Origin of the sequence: Streptomyces sp. MUM 203J (genome assembly GCF_022414595.1) — a bacterium.
Lineage (GTDB): Bacteria > Actinomycetota > Actinomycetes > Streptomycetales > Streptomycetaceae > Streptomyces.
On record NZ_JADWYO010000040.1, the window covers coordinates 1 to 20,627 of the forward strand.

19 protein-coding genes are annotated in these 20,627 nt (G+C 72.7%); 18 read left to right on the forward strand and 1 reads right to left on the reverse strand.

Going from position 1 to position 20,627, the window contains the following annotated elements; translation table 11 throughout:
- The 18 genes from I3F58_RS19680 to I3F58_RS19765 form a co-directional block, all read left to right on the forward strand.
- Nucleotides 1-1,669: DUF5941 domain-containing protein (locus I3F58_RS19680; protein WP_240109961.1), on the forward strand; the 1,669-nt coding region annotated here is incomplete at its 5' end.
- Nucleotides 1,666-2,403, forward strand: coding sequence for a sugar phosphate nucleotidyltransferase (locus I3F58_RS19685; RefSeq protein WP_240109962.1), 738 nt, complete (start codon nt 1,666-1,668; stop codon nt 2,401-2,403). The genes I3F58_RS19680 and I3F58_RS19685, both read left to right, overlap by 4 nt.
- Entirely contained in the window at nt 2,391-3,452 is a 1,062-nt protein-coding gene (locus tag I3F58_RS19690; RefSeq protein ID WP_240109963.1) for an iron-containing alcohol dehydrogenase family protein, read from the forward strand. Before I3F58_RS19685 ends, I3F58_RS19690 begins: the two co-directional genes overlap by 13 nt.
- Nucleotides 3,430-4,209, forward strand: a complete 780-nt coding sequence (locus I3F58_RS19695; protein ID WP_240109964.1) for a CDP-alcohol phosphatidyltransferase family protein — start codon at nt 3,430-3,432, stop codon at nt 4,207-4,209. The genes I3F58_RS19690 and I3F58_RS19695 overlap by 23 nt, the downstream gene beginning before the upstream one ends.
- A 92-nt stretch (nt 4,210-4,301) precedes the next feature.
- The gene (locus tag I3F58_RS19700) at nt 4,302-5,147 is read left to right on the forward strand and encodes a glycosyltransferase family 2 protein (RefSeq protein ID WP_240110003.1); all 846 of its coding nucleotides are present in this window, start codon (nt 4,302-4,304) and stop codon (nt 5,145-5,147) included.
- A 73-nt stretch (nt 5,148-5,220) separates the two neighbouring features.
- Complete coding sequence (locus I3F58_RS19705) at nt 5,221-6,150, forward strand: ABC transporter permease (RefSeq protein WP_240109965.1); 930 nt, start codon at nt 5,221-5,223, stop codon at nt 6,148-6,150.
- Nucleotides 6,143-6,961, forward strand: coding sequence for an ABC transporter ATP-binding protein (locus I3F58_RS19710; RefSeq protein ID WP_374208006.1), 819 nt, complete (start codon nt 6,143-6,145; stop codon nt 6,959-6,961). The genes I3F58_RS19705 and I3F58_RS19710 overlap by 8 nt, the downstream gene beginning before the upstream one ends.
- A 216-nt stretch (nt 6,962-7,177) precedes the next feature.
- Nucleotides 7,178-8,095 (forward strand): squalene synthase HpnC, encoded by a 918-nt coding sequence (gene hpnC, locus I3F58_RS19715; RefSeq protein WP_240109966.1) that lies wholly within the window; start codon nt 7,178-7,180, stop codon nt 8,093-8,095.
- A 27-nt stretch (nt 8,096-8,122) separates the two neighbouring features.
- Nucleotides 8,123-9,043, forward strand: a complete 921-nt coding sequence (gene hpnD / locus I3F58_RS19720; protein WP_240110005.1) for a presqualene diphosphate synthase HpnD — start codon at nt 8,123-8,125, stop codon at nt 9,041-9,043.
- Nucleotides 9,044-9,102: 59 nt separating this feature from the next.
- Nucleotides 9,103-10,485 carry a hydroxysqualene dehydroxylase HpnE gene (gene hpnE, locus I3F58_RS19725; protein ID WP_240110006.1) on the forward strand — a complete coding sequence of 461 codons (1,383 nt, stop codon included), beginning with the start codon at nt 9,103-9,105 and terminating at the stop codon, nt 10,483-10,485.
- 38 nt (nt 10,486-10,523) lie between these two features.
- Nucleotides 10,524-11,582 carry a polyprenyl synthetase family protein gene (locus I3F58_RS19730; RefSeq protein ID WP_240110007.1) on the forward strand — a complete coding sequence of 353 codons (1,059 nt, stop codon included), beginning with the start codon at nt 10,524-10,526 and terminating at the stop codon, nt 11,580-11,582.
- 178 nt (nt 11,583-11,760) lie between these two features.
- Nucleotides 11,761-13,746: a squalene--hopene cyclase gene (gene shc / locus I3F58_RS19735; RefSeq protein WP_240109967.1), complete on the forward strand. Its 1,986-nt coding sequence runs from the start codon at nt 11,761-11,763 to the stop codon at nt 13,744-13,746.
- 1 nt (nt 13,747) lies between these two features.
- Entirely contained in the window at nt 13,748-14,404 is a 657-nt protein-coding gene (locus tag I3F58_RS19740) for a 1-hydroxy-2-methyl-2-butenyl 4-diphosphate reductase (protein ID WP_240109968.1), read from the forward strand.
- 5 nt (nt 14,405-14,409) lie between these two features.
- A complete protein-coding gene (hpnH, locus tag I3F58_RS19745) occupies nt 14,410-15,432 on the forward strand; it encodes an adenosyl-hopene transferase HpnH (RefSeq protein WP_240109969.1) in 1,023 nt (340 codons plus the stop codon).
- Between the two features lie 51 nt (nt 15,433-15,483).
- Nucleotides 15,484-17,493 (forward strand): 1-deoxy-D-xylulose-5-phosphate synthase, encoded by a 2,010-nt coding sequence (dxs, locus tag I3F58_RS19750; protein ID WP_240109970.1) that lies wholly within the window; start codon nt 15,484-15,486, stop codon nt 17,491-17,493.
- On the forward strand, nt 17,490-18,875 hold the full coding sequence (locus I3F58_RS19755) for an aspartate aminotransferase family protein (RefSeq protein ID WP_240109971.1): 1,386 nt from the start codon (nt 17,490-17,492) through the stop codon (nt 18,873-18,875). The genes dxs and I3F58_RS19755 overlap by 4 nt, the downstream gene beginning before the upstream one ends.
- Before the next feature lie 66 nt (nt 18,876-18,941).
- Nucleotides 18,942-19,577, forward strand: a complete 636-nt coding sequence (locus tag I3F58_RS19760; RefSeq protein ID WP_240109972.1) for a helix-turn-helix domain-containing protein — start codon at nt 18,942-18,944, stop codon at nt 19,575-19,577.
- 41 nt (nt 19,578-19,618) lie between these two features.
- Nucleotides 19,619-19,768 (forward strand): DUF6126 family protein, encoded by a 150-nt coding sequence (locus I3F58_RS19765; protein ID WP_240109973.1) that lies wholly within the window; start codon nt 19,619-19,621, stop codon nt 19,766-19,768.
- A 36-nt stretch (nt 19,769-19,804) separates the two neighbouring features.
- Here the strand turns inward: I3F58_RS19765 and I3F58_RS19770 are convergent, their stop codons facing one another.
- The gene (locus I3F58_RS19770; protein WP_240109974.1) at nt 19,805-20,617 is read right to left on the reverse strand and encodes a tyrosine-protein phosphatase; all 813 of its coding nucleotides are present in this window, start codon (nt 20,615-20,617) and stop codon (nt 19,805-19,807) included.
- Between the last annotated feature and the right edge of the window lie 10 nt (nt 20,618-20,627).

Below are 20,627 nucleotides of genomic sequence, written 5' to 3' on the forward strand. Positions count from 1 at the left end.
GACCGGGCCCGCCTCCGCCCGGCAGGACGGTGGACCCGCCCCCGGCGGCACCGAACGCCCGAACGGCACCGCCACGGAGGCCCTCCAGGCCGTCGGCACGCCCGCCGGTCAGGCGCCGGAGCCCCTCGGGGCGAACGCCGTCGGCGCCGCGCTCCTCGACGGGGCCTCCCTCCCCGACCTCCTCACCGCCCGGCTGGAAGCCGACGGCGCCGCCGTGTACCGGCCCCAGTTCGGCTCGCTGGTCGCCGCCGTGCCCGCCGGCCCGCAGGCCCGCAAGGAGACCAGGGACGCCGTCGAGGCGGTCGACGACGAGGCCGTGCGGCTCAAGTCGGCGGTGAAGTCGCGTGACGGGTTCTTCACCACGTTCTGCATCAGCCCGTACTCCCGGTACCTCGCCCGCTGGTGCGCCCGCCGGGGGTTCACCCCCAACCAGGTCACCACCGCCTCGCTGCTCACCGCGCTGGTCGCCGCCGGATGCGCGGCCACAGGTACCCGGGGCGGCTTCGTCGCGGCGGGGCTGCTGCTGCTCTTCTCCTTCGTCCTGGACTGCACGGACGGCCAGCTCGCCCGGTACTCCCTCCAGTACTCGACCCTCGGCGCCTGGCTCGACGCCACCTTCGACCGCGCCAAGGAGTACGCCTACTACGCGGGCCTCGCGATAGGCGCGGCCCGCGGCGGCGACGACGTCTGGGCGCTCGCTCTCGGCGCGATGGTCCTGCAGACCTGCCGCCATGTCGTCGACTTCGCCTTCAACGAGGCCAACCACGACGCCACGGCGGTCGGCAGATCCGTCACCGGCAGCCCCACCTCCGCCCTCTCCGACAGGCTCGACAGCATCGGCTGGACCGTGTGGGTCCGCCGCATGATCGTCCTCCCGATCGGTGAGCGCTGGGCGCTCATCGCGGTCCTGACCGCGCTCACCACCCCCCGCACCGTCTTCGTCGTCCTGCTCGTCGGCTGCGCCTTCGCCGCCTGCTACACCACCGCCGGCCGCGTCCTGCGCTCCCTGACCCGCAAGGCCGAGAGGACCGACCGGGCCGCCCGCGCCCTCGCCGACCTGGCCGACACCGGCCCGCTGGCCGAGCTGATCGCCAGGGGTCCCGCCCGCGGCGCCTTCCCTCCGGCCGCCACCAGGACCCTGATCGCCGCCGTCGGAGCCGCCTGGCTGCTCGTCGGTGCGGCTTTCGCCCCCTACGGCAACGCCGTGGTGTACGGCGCCGTGGTCTACGTCCTCACTTCCGGCAGCGCTGTCGCCCGCCCCCTCAAGGGCCCTCTCGACTGGCTCCTCCCGCCCGTCTTCCGTGCCGCCGAGTACGGCACGATCCTCATCCTCGCCGCCCGCTCCGGCGCCCCCGGTGCCCTTCCCGCGGCGTTCGGGCTGGTCGCAGCGGTCGCCTACCATCACTACGACACGGTGTACCGCATCCGCGGCGGCACCGGCGCGCCGCCCGCCTGGCTGGTGCGCACCCTGGGCGGCCACGACGGACGCACCCTCCTCGTGGTGGTCCTGGCCGCCCTCCTCGCGACGGGCGGTGGCGGCGACGGCCGTTTCACCCTCGCGCTCACCGCCCTCGCCGGCGCCGTGGCGCTCGTGGGCCTCGCGGAGTCCATCCGCTTCTGGGTGTCCTCGGGCGCACCCGCAGTACACGACGAAGGAGAACCCGCATGATCGGCCTCGTACTGGCAGCCGGTGCCGGACGGCGTCTGCGCCCCTACACCGACACGCTCCCGAAGGCCCTCGTGCCCGTGGACGGCGAGACCACCGTCCTCGACCTCACCCTCGGCAACTTCGCCGAGGTCGGCCTCACCGAGGCCGCCGTCGTCGTCGGCTACCGCAAGGAGGCCGTGTACGAGCGCAGGGCCGCCCTGGAGTCGAAGTACGGCGTCAAGCTCACGCTCATCGACAACGACAAGGCCGAGGAGTGGAACAACGCCTACTCCCTGTGGTGCGCCCGTGACGTCCTCCAGGAGGGCGTCATCCTCGCCAACGGCGACACCGTGCACCCCGTCTCCGTCGAGCGGACCCTGCTCGCCGCCCGCGGCGGCGACCAGCGGATCATTCTCGCCCTCGACACTGTGAAGTCCCTCGCGGACGAGGAGATGAAGGTCATCACGGCGGACGGCCAGGGCGTGCGCCGCATCACCAAGCTCATGGACCCGGCGGCCGCCACCGGCGAGTACATCGGTGTCACCCTCATCGAGCCGTCCGCCGCCGCCGACCTCGCGGACGCCCTGAGGACCACCTTCGAGCGGGACCCCGACCTCTACTACGAGGACGGCTACCAGGAGCTGGTGAACCGCGGCTTCCGGATCGACGTGGCCCCCATCGGAGACGTTCGCTGGGTGGAGATCGACAACCACGACGACCTCGCGAAGGGCCGTGAGATCGCGTGCCTGTACTGACCCGGCTCATCCCCTCGCCGGTCGTCGTCGACATCAGCCGGGGCGCCACCGACCGGCTCGCCGGCCTCCTCGCGGACCAGCGGGTCTCCGCCTCCGGACGGCTCGCCATGGCGATCAGCAACGGCTCCGGCCGCGCCCTGCGCGAGAAACTGGCCCCGCTGCTGCCCGACGCCGACTGGTACACCGTCGGCGACGGCACCATCGACTCCGCCGTACAGCTCGCGGACGCCATCCGCGGCAGGCGTTACGACGCGGTCGTCGGCCTCGGCGGCGGCAAGATCATCGACGTGACGAAGTACGCCGCCGCGCGCGTGGGCCTGCCCATGGTCGCCGTCGCGACGAACCTCTCGCACGACGGCATCTGCTCCCCGATCTCCACCCTGGACAACGACAACGGCCGCGGCTCCTACGGTGTCCCGGGCCCCATCGCCATGGTCATCGACCTGGACATCATCCGGGACGCGCCCATCCGCTTCGTCCGCTCCGGCATCGGTGAGGCGATCTCCAACCTGTCCGCGCTGGCGGACTGGGACCTGTCGCACCGCGTCACCGGCGAGCAGGTCGACGGCCTCGCGGCCGCCATGGCGCGCACCGCGGGCGAGTCCGTGCTGCGCCACCCCGGCGGCGTCGGTGACGACGAGTTCCTCACCGTCCTGGCGGAGGCGCTCGTGCTCAGCGGCATCGCCATGTCGATCAGCGGCGACAGCCGCCCCTCCTCCGGGGCCTGCCACGAGATCAGCCACGCCTTCGACCTGCTGCACCCCACCCGCCGCGCCCTGCACGGCGAGCAGTGCGGGCTCGGTGCCGCGTTCGCGACGTATCTGCGCGGCGCCCATGACGAGGCGGGACTCTTCGCGGAGGTGCTGCGCCGGCACGGCCTGCCCGTGCTGCCGGACGAGATCGGGTTCACCCCCGACGAGTTCGCCGCGACCGTGGCGTACGCGCCGCAGACCCGCCCCGGACGCTTCACCGTCCTGGAACACCTCGACCTGTCCACCGATCAGATCAGGGACGCGTACGCCGACTATGTCAAGACCATCCATCGCTGAACTCCGCCCGGTGGTCCACCCCGCGGGTGTGAAGGACCGGCGCAGCGGCGAGCACTGGGGCGGCCGCCTCTACATGCGTGAGGTCTCGCTGCGGGTGACCCGGCTCCTGGTCGGCACCCGGGTGACCCCGAACCAGCTCACGTACGTGATGACCCTGGCCGGTGTCCTCGCGGCCCCGGCGCTGCTCGTCCCCGGCATTCCCGGGGCGCTGCTCGGCGTGCTCATGGTCCAGCTCTACCTGCTGCTCGACTGCGTGGACGGCGAGGTCGCCCGCTGGAAGAAGCAGTTCTCCCTCGGCGGCGTGTACCTGGACCGGGTCGGCGCGTACCTGTGCGACGCGGCCGTGCTCGTCGGGCTCGGGCTGCGTGCCGCGGACCTGTGGGGCACCGGCCGCATCGACTGGCTGTGGGCGTTCCTCGGCACGCTCGCCGCGCTCGGCGCCATCCTGATCAAGGCCGAGACCGACCTGGTCGGCGTCGCCCGCCACCAGGGCGGGCTGCCGCCGGTGAAGGAGTCGGCGTCCGAGCCGCGCTCCTCCGGCATGGCGCTGGCCCGCAAGGCCGCCGCGGCGCTGAAGTTCCACCGGCTGATCCTGGGCATCGAGGCGTCGCTGCTCATCCTGGTCCTGGCCGTCGCCGACCAGATCCGCGGTGACCTGTTCTTCACCCGCCTCGGCGTCGCGGTGCTCGCCGGCATCGCGCTCCTGCAGACCGTGCTGCACCTGGTGTCCGTCCTGGCCTCCAGCCGACTCCGGTGAGGGGGTGACCCGAGTTGACCACACAGAAGAAGCCGCCGGGTGACCGGCGCGCGAACAACGGGCCGCTCAAGCTGGGCGCCGTCGTCATCACCATGGGCAACCGCCCCGACGACCTGCGCGCCCTCGTCGAGTCCGTCGCCGCCCAGGACGGCGACCCCGTCGAGGTGGTCGTCGTCGGCAACGGCGCCCCCGTCACCGGGCTCCCCGACGGCGTCCGCTCCGTCGACCTGCCCGAGAACCTCGGCATCCCCGGCGGACGCAACGTCGGCATAGAGGCCTTCGGGGAGAACGGCCGGGACGTCGACGTCCTGCTGTTCCTCGACGACGACGGCCTGCTGCCGAACAAGGACACCGCCGAGCTGGTCCGCCGGGCCTTCGACGCCGACCCGGAGCTGGGCATCGTCAGCTTCCGCATCGCGGACCCCGACACCGGCGCCACCCAGCGGCGCCACGTTCCCCGGCTGCGCGCCTCCGACCCGATGCGCTCCTCCCGCGTCACCACCTTCCTGGGCGGCGCCAACGCCGTCCGTACGCAGGTGTTCCAGGAGGTCGGGCCGCTGCCCGGCGAGTTCTTCTACGCCCACGAGGAGACCGACCTGGCCTGGCGCGCCCTCGACGCGGGCTGGCTGATCGACTACCGCTCCGACATGGTGCTGCACCACCCGACCACCCCGCCGTCCCGGCACGCGGTCTACCACCGCATGATCGCCCGGAACCGGGTGTGGCTGGCCCGCCGCAACCTGCCCGCCCCGCTCGTCCCGCTCTACCTCGGGGTGTGGCTGCTGCTCACCCTGGCGCGGCGTCCGTCGCTCGCGGGTCTCAAGGCGTGGTTCGGGGGCTTCAAGGAGGGCTGGACTACCCCCTGCGGGCCACGGCGCCCGATGAGGTGGCGTACTGTGTGGCGGCTCACCAAACTGGGCCGCCCCCCGGTGATCTGACAAGCTCGGATCCGAAGACACGCCGCACCGCCACCGCCCACGCCCCGCATCGCGCACACGAAAGCTTCGACCTGTGAGTGAGACAACCCACGACCGCGCGGTCACCGTCAGCGCCCCGCCCTCCCCGGACGACGGGCTGACCCCGGCCGAGCTGGCCGCCAAGTACGGACTGACGGTCAGCGGCGCCCGGCCGACCCTGCCGGAGTACGTCCGCCAGCTGTGGGGACGGCGCCACTTCATCCTCACGTTCTCCCGGGCCAAGGTCACCGCCCAGTACAGCCAGGCCAAGCTGGGTCAGCTGTGGCAGGTCGCGACGCCGCTGCTGAACGCGATGGTCTACTTCCTGATCTTCGGTCTGATCCTGGGCGCCGACCGCGGCATGGGCAAGGACGTCTACATCCCGTTCCTCGTGACCGGCGTGTTCGTCTTCACCTTCACCCAGACCTCCGTGATGTCCGGCGTCCGCTCCATCTCCGGCAACCTCGGGCTGGTCCGCGCGCTGCACTTCCCGCGCGCCGCGCTGCCCATCTCGCTGGCCCTCCAGCAGCTCCAGCAGCTGCTGTACTCGATGCTGGTGCTGCTCGTGATCGTGGTCGCGTTCGGCAGCTACCCCTCACTGAGCTGGCTGCTGATCCTGCCCGCGCTGGCCCTGCAGTTCGTCTTCAACACCGGCCTGGCCATGATCATGGCGAGGCTCGGGTCGAAGACCCCGGACCTCGCCCAGCTGATGCCGTTCGTGATGCGCACCTGGATGTACGCGTCCGGAGTCATCTTCTCCATCCGGATCATGCTGGAGGACAAGCCGGCCTGGATCGCGGACGTCCTCAGCTACAACCCTCCGGCGATCTACATGGACCTGGTCCGCTTCGCCCTGATCGACGGTTTCACCTCCGCCAACCTCCCCGAACACGTCTGGCTCGCCGGACTCGCGTGGGCAGCCGGCATCGGTGCCGTCGGGTTCGTGTTCTTCTGGAAGGCTGAGGAGCGGTACGGCCGTGGCTGACGAGACCCCCCAGAACGCTCCCGAGCCGACGGCCGGCCCCATCGGGCCCCGTGTCCCCACCGTCATCGCCGACGACGTCCATGTCGTGTACCGCGTCAACGGCGGCGGGGGCGGCCGGGGCAGCGCCACCGCGGCCCTGAGCCGCATTCTGCGCCGTGACAAAGGCCGCAGCCGGGGCATGCGCGAGGTCCACGCCGTGCGCGGCGTCACCTTCACCGCGTACCGGGGCGAGGCCATCGGCCTCATCGGCACCAACGGCTCCGGCAAGTCGACGCTGCTGCGCGCCATCGCCGGACTGCTGCCGACCGAGAAGGGCCGCGTCTACACCGACGGCCAGCCCTCCCTGCTCGGTGTCAACGCCGCCCTCATGGGCGACCTGACCGGCGAGCGCAACGTCATCCTCGGCGGCCTCGCCATGGGCATGTCGCGCGAGGAGGTCAAGTCCCGCTACCAGGACATCGTCGACTTCTCCGGCATCAACGAGAAGGGCGACTTCATCACGCTGCCCATGCGGACGTACTCCTCCGGCATGGGGGCCCGCCTCCGTTTCGCCATCGCCGCCGCGAAGCAGCATGATGTCCTCATGATCGACGAGGCCCTCGCGACCGGCGACCGCAAGTTCCAGATCCGCTCCGAGCAGCGCATCCGTGAACTCCGCAAGGAGGCCGGAACGGTGTTCCTCGTCAGTCACAGCAACAAGTCCATCCGCGACACCTGCGACCGGGTGCTCTGGCTGGAAAAGGGCGAGCTGCTCATGGACGGTCCCACGGACGAGGTCCTCAAGGCCTACGAGAAGGAGACCGGCAAGTAGGCCGCACGGGGAGGCCGTCCGGCAGGCGCCGTCACCGTGCGGCGTAAGCTGGACCGAATGGATTCACGCCAAGTGTGCCGATAGCTCCACAGGCGCGGCGGCGTGTCCGAAATGGGTTGTATTGGGTTGGCAGTGTAGAACGGGAGACGTGACGGCCATGACGGAAGAACTCCAGCTCGCCGAGGGTCCCGCCGTCCCCGCGCCGGGCAGTCGGCAGTGACGGGTGTCCCGCAGGTGCGCCCTGACGCCTCCGCGCGTACCGCCGTCGCGACCCTGGACAAGGCCGCGCACGAGAACTTCCCCGTGGCGCCGTTCTTCCTGCCCCGGGCCTGGCGCGACGACCTCATGGCCGTGTACGGATACGCCCGGCTGGTCGACGACATCGGAGACGGCGACCTGGCCCCCGGCGGTGCCGACGCCCGCCACCTCGGAGCCGCCCCAGACGCCGGTCCGCCCGCGCTGCTCGACGCCTTCGAGACCGACCTGCGCCGGATCTTCGACGGTGCCGACCCCGGTCACCCGCTGCTCCGCCGGCTGAGGCCGGTCGTCCACCGCCACGGCCTCGCCCCCGAGCCGTTCCTCGCGCTGATCGAGGCCAACCGGCAGGACCAGCGCGTCACCCGCTACCGGACGTACGGCGAACTCGTCGCGTACTGCGAGCTGTCCGCGAACCCCGTCGGACGGCTCGTCCTCGCCATCACCGGGACCAGCACCCCCGAGCGGGTCCGCCGCTCCGACGCCGTCTGCACCGCCCTGCAGATCGTCGAGCACCTCCAGGACGTCGCGGAGGACCTCCGCCGCGACCGCGTCTACCTCCCCGCCGAGGACCTCGACCGGTTCCGCGTCACAGAAACCGACCTCGCCCTGCCCACCGCGGGCGCGTCGGTGCGCGCCCTGGTCGCGTACGAGGCGGAACGCGCCCGCGGCCTGCTCGATGAAGGGACCCCCCTCGTGGGTAGCGTCCACGGAAGGCTCCGGCTGCTTCTCGCCGGGTTCACCGCCGGGGGCCACGCCGCCCTCGACGCCATCGCAGCCGCCGGATTCGACGTTCTGCCCGGACCTCCCAAGCCCACCAAGCCCCGGCTGCTCCGCCGCGCCGGAGCGGTGCTGCGAACCGCGCGTAGAGAGGGGTGAGCTTCCCTCGTGCAGCCCACGAACCCGATGCCCGCCCAGGTCCAGGCGGCCTACACGTACTGCGAGGCCGTCACCGCGACGCAGGCTCGCAACTTCGCGTACGGCATCCGGCTCCTGCCCGCCGAGAAGCGTCAGGCGATGTCCGCCCTGTACGCCTTCTCCCGGCGGGTCGACGACATCGGTGACGGCGGCCTCGGCCCCGACGCCAAACAGAGCCGCCTCGCCGCCACCCGCGACCTGCTCGACCGGATCCGCCGTGGCGCCGTCGACGAGGACGACACCGACCCGGTCGCCGTCGCCCTCGCGGACGCCGCCCGCCGCTTCCCGCTGCCCCTCGAAGGTTTCGACGAGCTCATCGACGGTGTCCTCATGGACGTCCGCGGCCAGACCTACGACACCTGGGACGACCTCAAGGTCTACTGCCGCTGTGTCGCCGGAGCCATCGGCCGCCTCTCCCTCGGTGTCTTCGGCACGGCTCCGGGCGCACGCGACGCGGCACGCGCCTCCGAGTACGCCGACACGCTCGGTCTCGCCCTCCAGCTCACCAACATCCTGCGCGACCTGCGCGAGGACGCCGAGAACGGCCGCACCTACCTGCCTGCCGAGGACCTCGCCAAGTTCGGCTGCGACAGCGGCTTCCGCTCCGGCACTCCGCCCCGGGGCGGAGACTTCACCGGGCTCGTCCACCACGAGGTGCGGCGTGCCCGCGCCCTGTTCGCGGAGGGCTACCGGCTGCTGCCGCTGCTCGACCGGCGCAGCGGCGCCTGTGTCGCCGCGATGGCCGGCATCTACCGCCGTCTGCTCGACCGCATCGAACGCGACCCGGAGGCCGTGCTGCGCGGCCGGGTCTCCCTGCCGGGCCACGAGAAGGCGTACGTCGCCGTGCGCGGCCTGTCCGGCCTGGACACCCGCACGGTCTCCCGCCACACCGTCAGGAGGCGCGCGTGACCGACCCCGCCGACCGCGATCCCACCGCCCCGCCGCCGCACCCGTGCGGGGCCCGGGCGGTGCCCGGCGGCCCGCGCGCGGCGACCGCCGTCGTCGTCGGCGGCGGCCTCGGCGGGATCACCGCCGCGCTCCGCCTCGCGGACGAAGGCGTGCGGGTCACCCTGCTGGAGGGGCGGCCCCGGCTCGGCGGCCTCGCCTTCTCCTTCCAGCGCGGCGGCCTCACCGTCGACAACGGCCAGCACGTCCACCTGCGCTGCTGCACCGCCTACCAGTGGCTCCTCAACCGCATCGGCGGCGCCCACCTCGCTCCCGTGCAGGACCGGCTCGACGTCCCCGTGCTGGACGCCGACCGCCCCGCCGGGCGGCGTCTCGGACGGCTGCGCCGCGCCGCCCTGCCCGTTCCGCTGCACCTGGCCGCCAGCCTCGCGACGTACCCCCACCTCTCCCTCGGCGAGCGGGCGGGCGTCGGCCGTGCCGCCCTCGCGCTGAAGGCCCTCGACCCGGCCGACCCGGCCCTCGACGACATCGGCTTCGCGGACTGGCTCACCCGCCACGGCCAGAGCCCCCGAACGATCCGGGCCCTCTGGGACCTCGTCGGCGTCGCCACGCTCAACGCGCCCGCCACCCACACCTCGCTCGGTCTCGCCGCCATGGTCTTCAGGACCGGCCTGCTGTCCGAGCCGGGCGCCGCCGACATCGGCTGGGCCCGCGTCCCCCTCGGCCACCTCCACGACACCCTGGCCCGCGCCGCCCTCGACGCCCGAGGCGTCCGCACCCTGCTGCGCACCAAGGCCCGCTCCCTCACCCCCACCGGAGACGGCCGCTGGACCGTCGCCGTCCCCGGCGACACCCTCGAAGCCGACACCGTCGTCCTCGCCGTGCCCCAGCGCGAGACCCACGACCTGCTGCCGCCCGGCGCCGTCGACGACCCCGGCGCGCTCCTGAGGATCGGCACCGCGCCCATCCTCAACGTCCACGTCCTGTACGACCGGACCGTGCTGAGCCGCCCCTTCTTCGCCGCCCTCGGCTCACCCGTCCAATGGGTGTTCGACCGCACCGCCGCATCCGGCTTCACCGTTGGCCAGTACCTCGCCCTGTCCCAGTCGGCCGCCCACGACGAGATCGACGCCCCGGTGGCCGAACTCCGCGCGCGCTACCTGCCTGAGCTGGAGCGGCTGCTCCCGCTCACCCGGGGCGCCCGCGTCCACGACTTCTTCGTCACCCGGGAGCGGACAGCGACGTTCGCGCCCGCGCCCGGCGTCGGACGGTTGCGCCCCGGCGCCCGAACTCGTGCGCCCGGCCTGTATCTTGCGGGCGCGTGGACCGCCACCGGCTGGCCCGCCACCATGGAAGGAGCGGTACGCAGCGGGTTCACCGCGGCGTCCGCCGCCCTCTCGGCCCTCGGCCGCCCCCACGTCCACCCGCTTGAGGAGGCGGCATGACACCGAGAACCGCAACCAGAGGAGAGACCGTGCCGACTGTGCCCCCGGCGAACCCCGCCGTCGACACCGCGGAGGTGACCGCGCTCCTGGAGCGTGGGCGCGCGCTGTCCACCCCGGTGCTGCGCGCGGCAGTCGACCGGCTCGCGCAGCCCATGGACACCGTCGCCGCCTACCACTTCGGCTGGATCGACGCCCACGGGCGGCCCGCGGACGGCGATGGGGGCAAGGCCGTGCGTCCCGCCCTCGCCCTGCTGTCCGCCGAGGCCGCGGGGGCCCCTGCGGAGACCGGGGTGCCCGGCGCGGTCGCGGTGGAGCTGGTGCACAACTTCTCCCTGCTGCACGACGACCTGATGGACGGCGACGAGCAGCGCCGCCACCGCGACACGGTGTGGAAACTGCACGGCCCCGCCCAGGCCATCCTCGTCGGTGACGCCCTGTTCGCCCTCGCCAACGAGATCCTGCTGGAACTCGGCACCGTCGAGGCGGGCCGCGCGACCCGCCGGCTGACCACCGCCACCCGCAGACTGATCGACGGCCAGGCCCAGGACATCTCCTACGAGCACCGCGAGAGGGTCACCGTCGACGAGTGCCTGACGATGGAGGGCAACAAGACGGGCGCCCTGCTCGCCTGCTCCGCCTCCATCGGCGCCGTGCTCGGCGGCGCGGACGACCGCACCGCCGATGCCCTGGAGGCCTACGGCCACCACCTGGGCCTCGCCTTCCAGGCCGTCGACGACCTGCTGGGCATCTGGGGCGACCCCGAGTCCACCGGCAAGCAGACCTGGAGCGACCTGCGGCAGCGCAAGAAGTCCCTGCCGGTCTGCGCCGCCCTCGCCGCCGACGGCCCCGCCTCGGAACGGCTCGCCACCCTGCTCGCCGCCGACGCCAAGTCCCAGGACCTGGACGCCTTCTCCGAGGAGGAGTTCGCCACCCGAGCCGCCCTCATCGAGGAGGCCGGCGGCCGTGACCGGGCCGCCGAGGAGGCCCGCCGCCAGCACACCGTCGCCATCGAGGCGCTGGACCGGGTGGACATGCCCGCCCGGGTGCGGGCCCAGCTCGTCGCCCTCGCGGACTTCGTCGTCGTACGGAAGAGATGATCACCATCATCGCCCCCAGACCACTGCCGGTCTCCTCCTCCCTCCCGACCGCCACATCCCGGATGACGTCGACGCGCATATGAGTTCGCAGTCGCCGGCCGGCGCCGCCCTCTCGGGGCCGGCGCCGGCCGACGGCAGACCCGCAGCAGAAGCACCACTACTGCACGAAGGGGAAGCCATGACAGCGACGACCGACGGAAGCGCCGGGGCCCTGGGCCCCCGGACGGCGCCGGCCGACGAAGCGCACCGCACCAGCACCGCCCCGGCGGACCTCCAGGACGCCGCCCGACGCGCCCTGAAGCGCGCCACCGCGCACCTCCTCGACCGCCAGGACGACGAGGGCTGGTGGAAGGGCGACCTGGAGACCAACGTCACCATGGACGCCGAGGACCTGCTCCTGCGCGAGTTCCTCGGCGTCCGCGACGGGCCCACGACCGAGGCCGCAGCCCGCTGGATCCGCGCACAGCAGCGCGACGACGGCACCTGGGCCACCTTCCACGGCGGGCCCGGCGAACTGTCCGCCACCGTCGAGGCGTACGTCGCGCTGCGGCTCGCCGGGGATCCGCCCGACGCCCCGCACATGGCCCGTGCCTCCGCCTGGGTGCGCAGCCGCGGCGGTATGGCCCGGGCCCGGGTGTTCACCCGCATCTGGCTCGCCCTGTTCGGCTGGTGGAAGTGGGACGACCTGCCCGAGCTGCCACCCGAACTGATCTACCTGCCGCCCTGGTTCCCGCTCAACATCTACGACTTCGGCCAGTGGGCCCGCCAGACGATCGTCCCGCTGACCGTCGTCTCCGCACGGCGGCCCGTCCGGCCCGCCCCGTTCGCGCTCGACGAGCTGCACACCGACCCGCGCCGACCCGCGCCGCCCCGCCCCGCGGCCCCCGCGGCCTCCTGGGAGGGGCTGTTCCAGCGGCTCGACAAGGCGCTGCACGCCTACCGCCGTGTCGCCATCCGGCCGCTTCGCCGGGCGGCCATGCGTGCCGCGGCCCGCTGGATCGTCGAGCGCCAGGAGAACGACGGCTGCTGGGGCGGCATCCAGCCCCCCGCCGTCTACTCCCTGATCGCCCTCCACCTGCTCGGCTACGATCTCGGACATCCCGTCATGCGTGAAGGCCTCGCCTCCCTCGACCGGTTCGCCGTGTGGCACGAGGACGGCTCGCGCATGATCGAGGCCTGCCAGTCACCCGTCTGGGACACCTGCCTGGCCACCATCGCCCTCGCCGACGCCGGGCTCCCCGCCGATCATCCGGCGCTGGTGAAAGCCGCCGACTGGCTCCTCGCGGAGCAGATCGTCCGGCCCGGCGACTGGGCCGTACGCCGCCCGCAGCTCCCGCCGGGAGGCTGGGCGTTCGAGTTCCACAACGACACCTACCCCGACATCGACGACACCGCCGAGGTGATCCTCGCCCTGCGCCGGGTCGAGCACCCCGACTCCGCCCGCATGGAGGCCGCCCTCACCCGCGCGGTCCGCTGGACCGCCGGAATGCAGTCCCGGGACGGCGGCTGGGGCGCCTTCGACGCCGACAACACCAGCACCCTGCCCAACAAACTGCCGTTCTGCGACTTCGGCGAGGTCGTCGACCCGCCCTCCGCCGACGTCACCGCCCACGTCGTGGAGATGCTCGCCCACGAGGGGCGCGCCCACGACCCCCGTACCCGCCGCGGCCTCGCCTGGCTCCTCGCGAACCAGGAGCCCGGCGGCGCCTGGTTCGGCCGCTGGGGTGTCAACCACGTCTACGGCACCGGGGCGGTACTCCCCGCCCTCACCGCCGCGGGAGTGCCGCCCGCCCACCCGGCGGTCCGGCGGGCCGTCGCCTGGCTGGAGTCCGTGCAGAACGAGGACGGCGGCTGGGGCGAGGATCTGCGCTCCTACCGCGACCCGGCATGGATCGCCCGGGGCACGTCCACCGCCTCCCAGACGGCCTGGGCGCTGATGGCACTGCTCGCCGCGGGGGAGCGGGACTCCGCGGCCGTCGCCCGCGGGGTGCGCCGGCTGGCCGACACCCAGGCCGAGGACGGTTCCTGGGACGAGCCCCATTTCACCGGCACCGGATTCCCCTGGGACTTCTCCATCAACTACCACCTGTACCGGCAGGTCTTCCCGCTCACCGCGCTGGGCCGGTACGTCCACGGGGAACCGTCCTTCGGCAAGGGGAGCTGACATGCCGGAAGCCCCCGGACCGGGATCCGGACCGGCACCCGGCCCGCTGCTCGTCGCCTGCGCCCTGGGTATCGAACGGCTCGCCCTGAGCGGCACCGCCGCCCCCGCGGACGCGGTGACCGTGCTGCGCACCGGGATGGGCCCCGGCAACGCCCGCCGCGCCGTGACCCGTGCCCTGCGCCCCGACGGACCGCTGTGCGGCGCCTCCGTCGTCGCCTCCGGGTTCTGCGCGGGGCTCGCCCCGGGTATGCACCCCGGCGACCTGGTCGTCGCCGACGAGACCCGTGGCCCGCACGGCGGCACCGCCTGCACGGCCACCGCTCACCTGGCCGCCGCGCTCGCCCGCGCCGTGCCCGGGCGCACCGTCCACACCGGCCCGCTGCTCGGCAGTGACCACGTCGTACGGGGCCAGGAGCGGGCGGACCTGCGGGCCACCGGCGCCCTCGCGGTGGACATGGAGTCCGCCGCCACCCTGCACGCCGCCCTGGCGACCGGCCCGCGGCCGGTTGCCGCCGTCCGGGTGGTCGTGGACGCCCCGGAGCACGAGCTGGTCCGGATCGGCACGGTCCGCGGTGGAATATCGGCCTTCCGTGTTCTTCGTGCCGTCATCCCCGCGTTCCTCGAATGGCACCGTTCGTTACTGCTCCCCAGGAGGTGAGCCAGATGGCCATGCCGCTCCGCCAGACCATCCGGGTCGGAACCTATCTGCTCGGACAGCGGCTCCGCAGGCGTGACAAGTTCCCGCTGATCGTCGAGCTGGAACCGCTGTACGCCTGCAACCTCAAATGCGAGGGCTGCGGGAAGATCCAGCACCCGGCCGGAGTGCTCAAACAGCGCATGCCCGTCGCGCAGGCCGTCGGCGCCGTCCTGGAGTCGGGCGCGCCCATGGTCTCCATCGCCGGCGGCGAACCGCTGATGCACCCGCAGATCGACGAGATCGTCCGTCAGCTCGTCGCCCGCCGGAAGTACGTCTTCCTCTGCACCAACGCGCTGCTGCTCCGCAAGAAGATCGAGCTGTTCACCCCCTCCCCCTATTTCGCCTTCGCCGTGCACATCGACGGACTGCGTGAACGGCACGACGAGTCCGTCGCCAAGGAAGGTGTCTTCGACGAGGCCGTCGCCGCCGTCAAGGAGGCCAAGCGCCGCGGTTTCCGCGTCACCACCAATTCCACGTTCTTCAACACCGACACCCCGCAGACCGTCATCGAGGTGCTGAATTACCTCAACGACGACCTCAAGGTCGACGAAATGATGATCTCGCCCGCGTACGCCTACGAAAAGGCCCCCGACCAGGAACACTTCCTCGGCGTTGAGCAGACCCGCGAACTGTTCCGCAAGGCCTTCTCCGACGGCAACCGGCGGCGCTGGCGGCTCAACCATTCCCCGCTCTTCCTCGACTTCCTGGAAGGCAGAGCCGACTTCCCCTGCACCGCGTGGGCGATCCCCAACTACTCGCTGTTCGGCTGGCAGCGCCCCTGCTACCTCATGAGCGACGGCTACGTCCCGACGTACAAGGAGCTCATCGAGGAGACCGACTGGGACAGTTACGGGCGGGGCAAGGACCCGCGCTGCGCCAACTGCATGGCTCACTGCGGCTACGAGCCGACCGCCGTGCTCGCCACCATGGGCTCCCTGCGGGAGTCCCTGCGTGCCGCCCGCGAGGCCGTGTCCAGCCCACGCCCATGACCTGAACCATCCGATCGCTGACCGTTGTTCCGACGTGAAGGGGGCCCGAGCGTGACACTTCTGGAGAACATCAGGGAACCGCGCGACCTCAGGGACCTGACCGGACCCGAGCTGGACCGGCTGGCCGGGGAGATCCGGACGTTCCTCGTGGACGCGGTCTCCAGGACCGGTGGCCACCTCGGCCCCAACCTCGGTGTGGTGGAGCTGACCATCGCCCTGCACCGCGTCTTCGACTCGCCGAGGGACCGGATCCTGTGGGACACGGGTCACCAGTCGTACGTGCACAAGCTGCTCACCGGCCGTCAGGACTTCTCCGGGCTCCGCGGCAGGGGCGGCCTCTCGGGCTACCCGGCCCGTGCCGAGTCCGAGCACGACGTCATCGAGAACTCGCACGCCTCGACGGTCCTGGGCTGGGCCGACGGCCTCGCCAAGGCCGGCCGGCTGCGCGGCCGGGACGACCACGTGGTGGCGGTCATCGGGGACGGGGCCCTGACGGGTGGCATGGCCTGGGAGGCGCTCAACAACATCGCCGCCGCCAAGGACCGGCCCCTCGTCATCGTCGTCAACGACAACGAGCGGTCCTACGCGCCCACGATCGGCGGCCTCGCCGACCACCTCGCCACCCTCCGCACGACGGACGGCTACGAGCGCTTCCTCTCCTGGGGCAAGGACGTGCTCGGCCGCACCCCGGTGGTCGGCAGGCCCCTGTACGGCTCCCTGCACGGCGCCAAGAAGGGCCTGAAGGACTTCATCGCGCCCCAGGGTCTCTTCGAGGACCTCGGTCTCAAGTACGTGGGTCCCGTCGACGGCCACGACCTGGCCGCCGTCGAGTCCGCGCTCCAGCGCGCCAAGCGCTTCAGCGGCCCGGTCATCGTGCACTGCCTGACGGAGAAGGGCCGCGGCTACCAGCCCGCTCTGGACGACGAGGCGGACCGCTTCCACGCGGTGGCCGCCATGGACCCCCGGACCTGCGCGCCGCTGAGCCCCGCCGCCGGGCCGTCCTGGACGTCCGTCTTCGGTGACGCGCTGGCCGAGCTGGGCGAGCGGCGGCCCGATCTGGTCGCCCTGACGGCCGCGATGCTGCACCCGACGGGGCTGACCCGGTTCGCGGAGCGGTTCCCGGACCGGGTGTGGGACGTCGGCATCGCGGAGCAGCACGCCGCCGTGTGCGCCGCCGGACTGGCCACGGCCGGGCTGCACCCGGTCGTGGCCGTCTACGCCACGTTCCTCAACCGGGCCTTCGACCAGGTGCTGATGGACGTCGCCCTGCACCGCTGCGGGGTGACGTTCGTACTCGACCGGGCCGGGGCCACGGGAACGGACGGCCCCTCCCACAACGGGATGTGGGACCTGTCCGTCCTCCAGGTCGTCCCCGGACTGCGCATCGCCGCACCGCGTGACGCGGACCGGCTGCGCGCCCTCCTGGCCGAGGCCGTGGACGTCGGCGACGCCCCGACCGTGCTGCGCTTCCCGAAGGAGACGGTCGGTGAGCCCATCCCGGCCGTGGGCCGGATCGGCGGCATGGACGTCCTCCACCAGTCCCACCCGCGGGCCGACGTGCTGCTGGTGGCCGTCGGCGCCATGGGCGCGACCGGTGTGCGGGCGGCGCGGCTGCTGGAGGAGCGGGGCATCGGCTGCACGGTCGTCGACCCGCGCTGGGTGAAACCGCTCGACCCCGCCCTGGCTCCGTCGGCCGCGCGGCACCGGCTGGTCGCGGTGGTCGAGGACAACGTCCGCACCGGAGGCGCCGGCGCGGCCGTCGGCCAGCTTCTGCGCGACGCCGGGACCGACGTACCGCTGCGGACGTACGGCCTGCCGGAGCGTTTCCTGCCGCACGCCGGACGCGGCGAGACGCTGGCCGACGCCGGGCTCACCCCCGTCGGCATCGCGGCGAGGATCGCCGAGGCGCTGCGCCGCCCGGACGGGAACCTCCCGCACCCCGCGGAGCCGCCCGGCGCCGCGGCGCTGCCGGACGCGGCACCCGCGGGGGCACGGTCCGGCGAGGAGACGGAGCCCACGGGGCGCCACGAGACGCGCAGCGGAGTGCGGAGCGAGGCATGAACAGCGACTTCGACCTGGGCAAGCTGCTCGCGGACCGCGCCGGTGACCGCTACGACCTGCACGCCCGGTATCTGAACCACCAGTTGCCGCGCATGCTGCGCACCCTCGGCTTCGACAAGACGTACGAGCGCGGCGAAGGAGCCCACTTCGAGGACGCCGAGGGCAACGACTACCTGGACATGCTGGCCGGCTTCGGCGTCATGGGCCTCGGCCGGCACCACCCGGTCGTCCGCAAGGCACTGCACGACGTGCTGGACGCCGGGCTGCCGGACCTGACCCGCTTCGACTGCTCGCCGCTGCCCGGGCTGCTGGCCGAACGGCTGCTCGCCCACTCGCCCCACCTGGACCGGGTGTACTTCGGCAACAGCGGCACCGAGGCCGTGGAGGCGGCGCTGAAGTTCGCCCGGCACGCCACCGGGAGGCCCCGGATCCTCTACTGCGGCCACGCCTTCCACGGGCTCACCACCGGCTCCCTGTCCGTCAACGGTGAGCGCGGCTTCCGCGAAGGCTTCGGCCCGCTGCTGTCCGACACCCCCGTGGCCCTGGGCGACCTGGACGCACTGGACCGGGAGCTGCGGCGCGGTGACGTCGCCGCATTCATCGTGGAGCCGGTGCAGGGCAAGGGGGTCCAGGAGGCCCCGCCCGGCTTCCTGCGCGCCGCGCAGGAGCTGCTGCACAAGCGGGGCGCCCTGCTGATCGCGGACGAGGTGCAGACCGGACTGGGCCGCACCGGCGACTTCTACGCGTACCAGCACGAGGACGGCGTGGAGCCCGACCTGGTGTGTGTGGCGAAGGCTCTGTCCGGCGGCTACGTCCCCGCCAGCGCCACCCTCGGCAAGGAGTGGATCTTCAAGAAGGTCTATTCGTCGATGGACCGGGTTCTCGTCCACTCCGCCAGCTTCGGCTCCAACGCCCAGGCCATGGCGGCGGGTCTCGCCGTCCTCGCGGTGATCGAGGACGAGGGGATCGTCGCGCACGTCCGCCGGGTCGGCGGGCTGCTCAAGTCCCGGCTGACCGCGCTCGTCGACCGCTACGAGATGCTCCACGACGTGCGCGGCCGGGGCCTGATGATCGGCATCGAGTTCGGCCGGCCGTCGTCGCTGGGGCTGCGCAGTCGATGGGCGATGCTCCAGGCGGCACGCAGGGGCCTGTTCGCGCAGATGATCGTGGTGCCGCTGCTCCAGCGGCACCACATCCTCACCCAGGTCTCCGGCGACCGGATGGAGGTCATCAAGCTGATCCCGCCGCTGGTCGTCACCGAACAGGACGTGGACCGCTTCGTGGCGGCCTTCACGCAGCTGATGGACGAGGCGCACAACGGGGGCGGACTGATCTGGGACTTCGGCCGTACGCTGGTCAGACAGGCGGTGGCGAACCGATGACGGAAAACCCTTTGCCTGTCGGGCAAGAAATTTGCCCCTGAGGAAAACTCCTGGCGCAATGGGGGCATGACCACCGCCGAAGGGGTCCCTTTCCCGGGCCCGCCGGGGGAGGCGGCCGACGCCCTGCCGGACGTCGCTCCCCAGCTGCGCGCACTGCGCCGCCGCCGCGGCCTCACCCTGGAGGCGGCGGCCCAGCGTGCCGGGCTCTCCCCGGCTCACCTCTCCCGTCTGGAGACCGGTCACCGGCAGCCCTCGCTGCCGATGCTGCTCGGGCTCGCCCGGACGTACGGCGTCACCGTGTCCGAACTTCTGGGCGAGGTGGCGCCGGAGCGGGACCCGATCGTCCGGGCCGGGCGCCCCGAGGCCGTCGAGGCCGACGGGTGGATCTACCACCAGGCCGGGGCCGCCGGGCGCGCCATGCAGGCGCTGCGGGTGCGCGTCCCGTACACCGGGCAGCCGGACCGGGTGCGGGTGCATCCCGGTGAGGAGTGGCTGTACGTCCTCACGGGACGCGTCCGCCTCGCCCTGGGCGACGCCGTCCATGTGCTCGACCCCGGGGACAGCGCCCATTTCGGCTCGCTCACCCCGCACCGGATCGCCGCGGCCACCCCGGGCGGGGCGGAGCTGCTGTTCGTCCACACCCTCATGCAGAGCGCCGCCGCCGACCTGTGCCTGGGCGGCGACCACACGCGCCGGCCCTGACCGGGAGCGGCGCGTTCCCAGCCGAGCCCCTGGAGGCTTCCATGTCCGACCAGCAGGTCCCCCACCCCGAATCCGAGACCGGCGGCTTCCCGCGCGGGCTGATCCTGCGGCTCTTCGCCTACCTCGTGGCGGGCCACCTGTTCGCGGCCTTCCTGTACTTCATCTTCCTGGTGGGCGGGCAGAACCGGTAGCGGGCGGGGGCGCGGGCCCGGGGAGGCGCGGGGGGCTCAGCCTTCGAGGAGGCGCTCCCGGAGCCGATCCCGGGTCGCCGGGGCCAGCCCCAGCCCCTCGGTGAGGTACCGCTCGGTCGACCCCCAGGTCGCCTCGATCGTCGCGTAAGCCGTCTCCAGATAACGGGGGCGCGCGTCGAACAGCGGACCGAGCAGCTCCATCACCTCCGGGGACATCCCCGCCGGGGAGGAGTCGCTGCGGTAGACCTTGTAGCGGCGGCTGGGGTCGTTGGACTTGAGGTAGTCCTCCTCGATCGCGTCGCGCTCGACACCCACCGCGAGCAGCGTCACCGCGATCGACAGGCCCGCACGGTCCTTGCCTGCCGCGCAGTGCATCAGGGCGGGGACACTGTCCTCCGCGAGGGCGTGCACCACCCGGCTGTGCTCATCGGTGCGCTCGACGATGATCTGCCTGTACGCCTCCAGCATCCGGCCCTCGGCCTGGCCGTTCCCGAGCAGATCGCGAAGCTGCCGGAGGTCGCCGTCGCGGACCATCTGCCAGAACTCCGCACCGTCGGCCGGGTCGGTCAGCGGTATGTTCACGTTCCGCACACCCGGGAGAGTCACGTCCTGGCCTTCCAGCGCCTGGTCGGCGGCGTTGCGGAAGTCGAAGACCGTGTGAAGCCCGAGCGAGGAGAGGAAGGCCGTGTCCGCGTCGGTGGCGTGAGCCAGGTGTCCGCTGCGGTACAGCGTGCCGTGGCGTACCCGTCGGCCGTCCACGGCGGGGAGGCCCCCGACATCGCGGAAGTTGCGCACACCGGTCAGCTCCGGCTCGGTGGTCGGCGGGACGTGCGGCAGCTTCTGCGTCACGGCGGCTCCT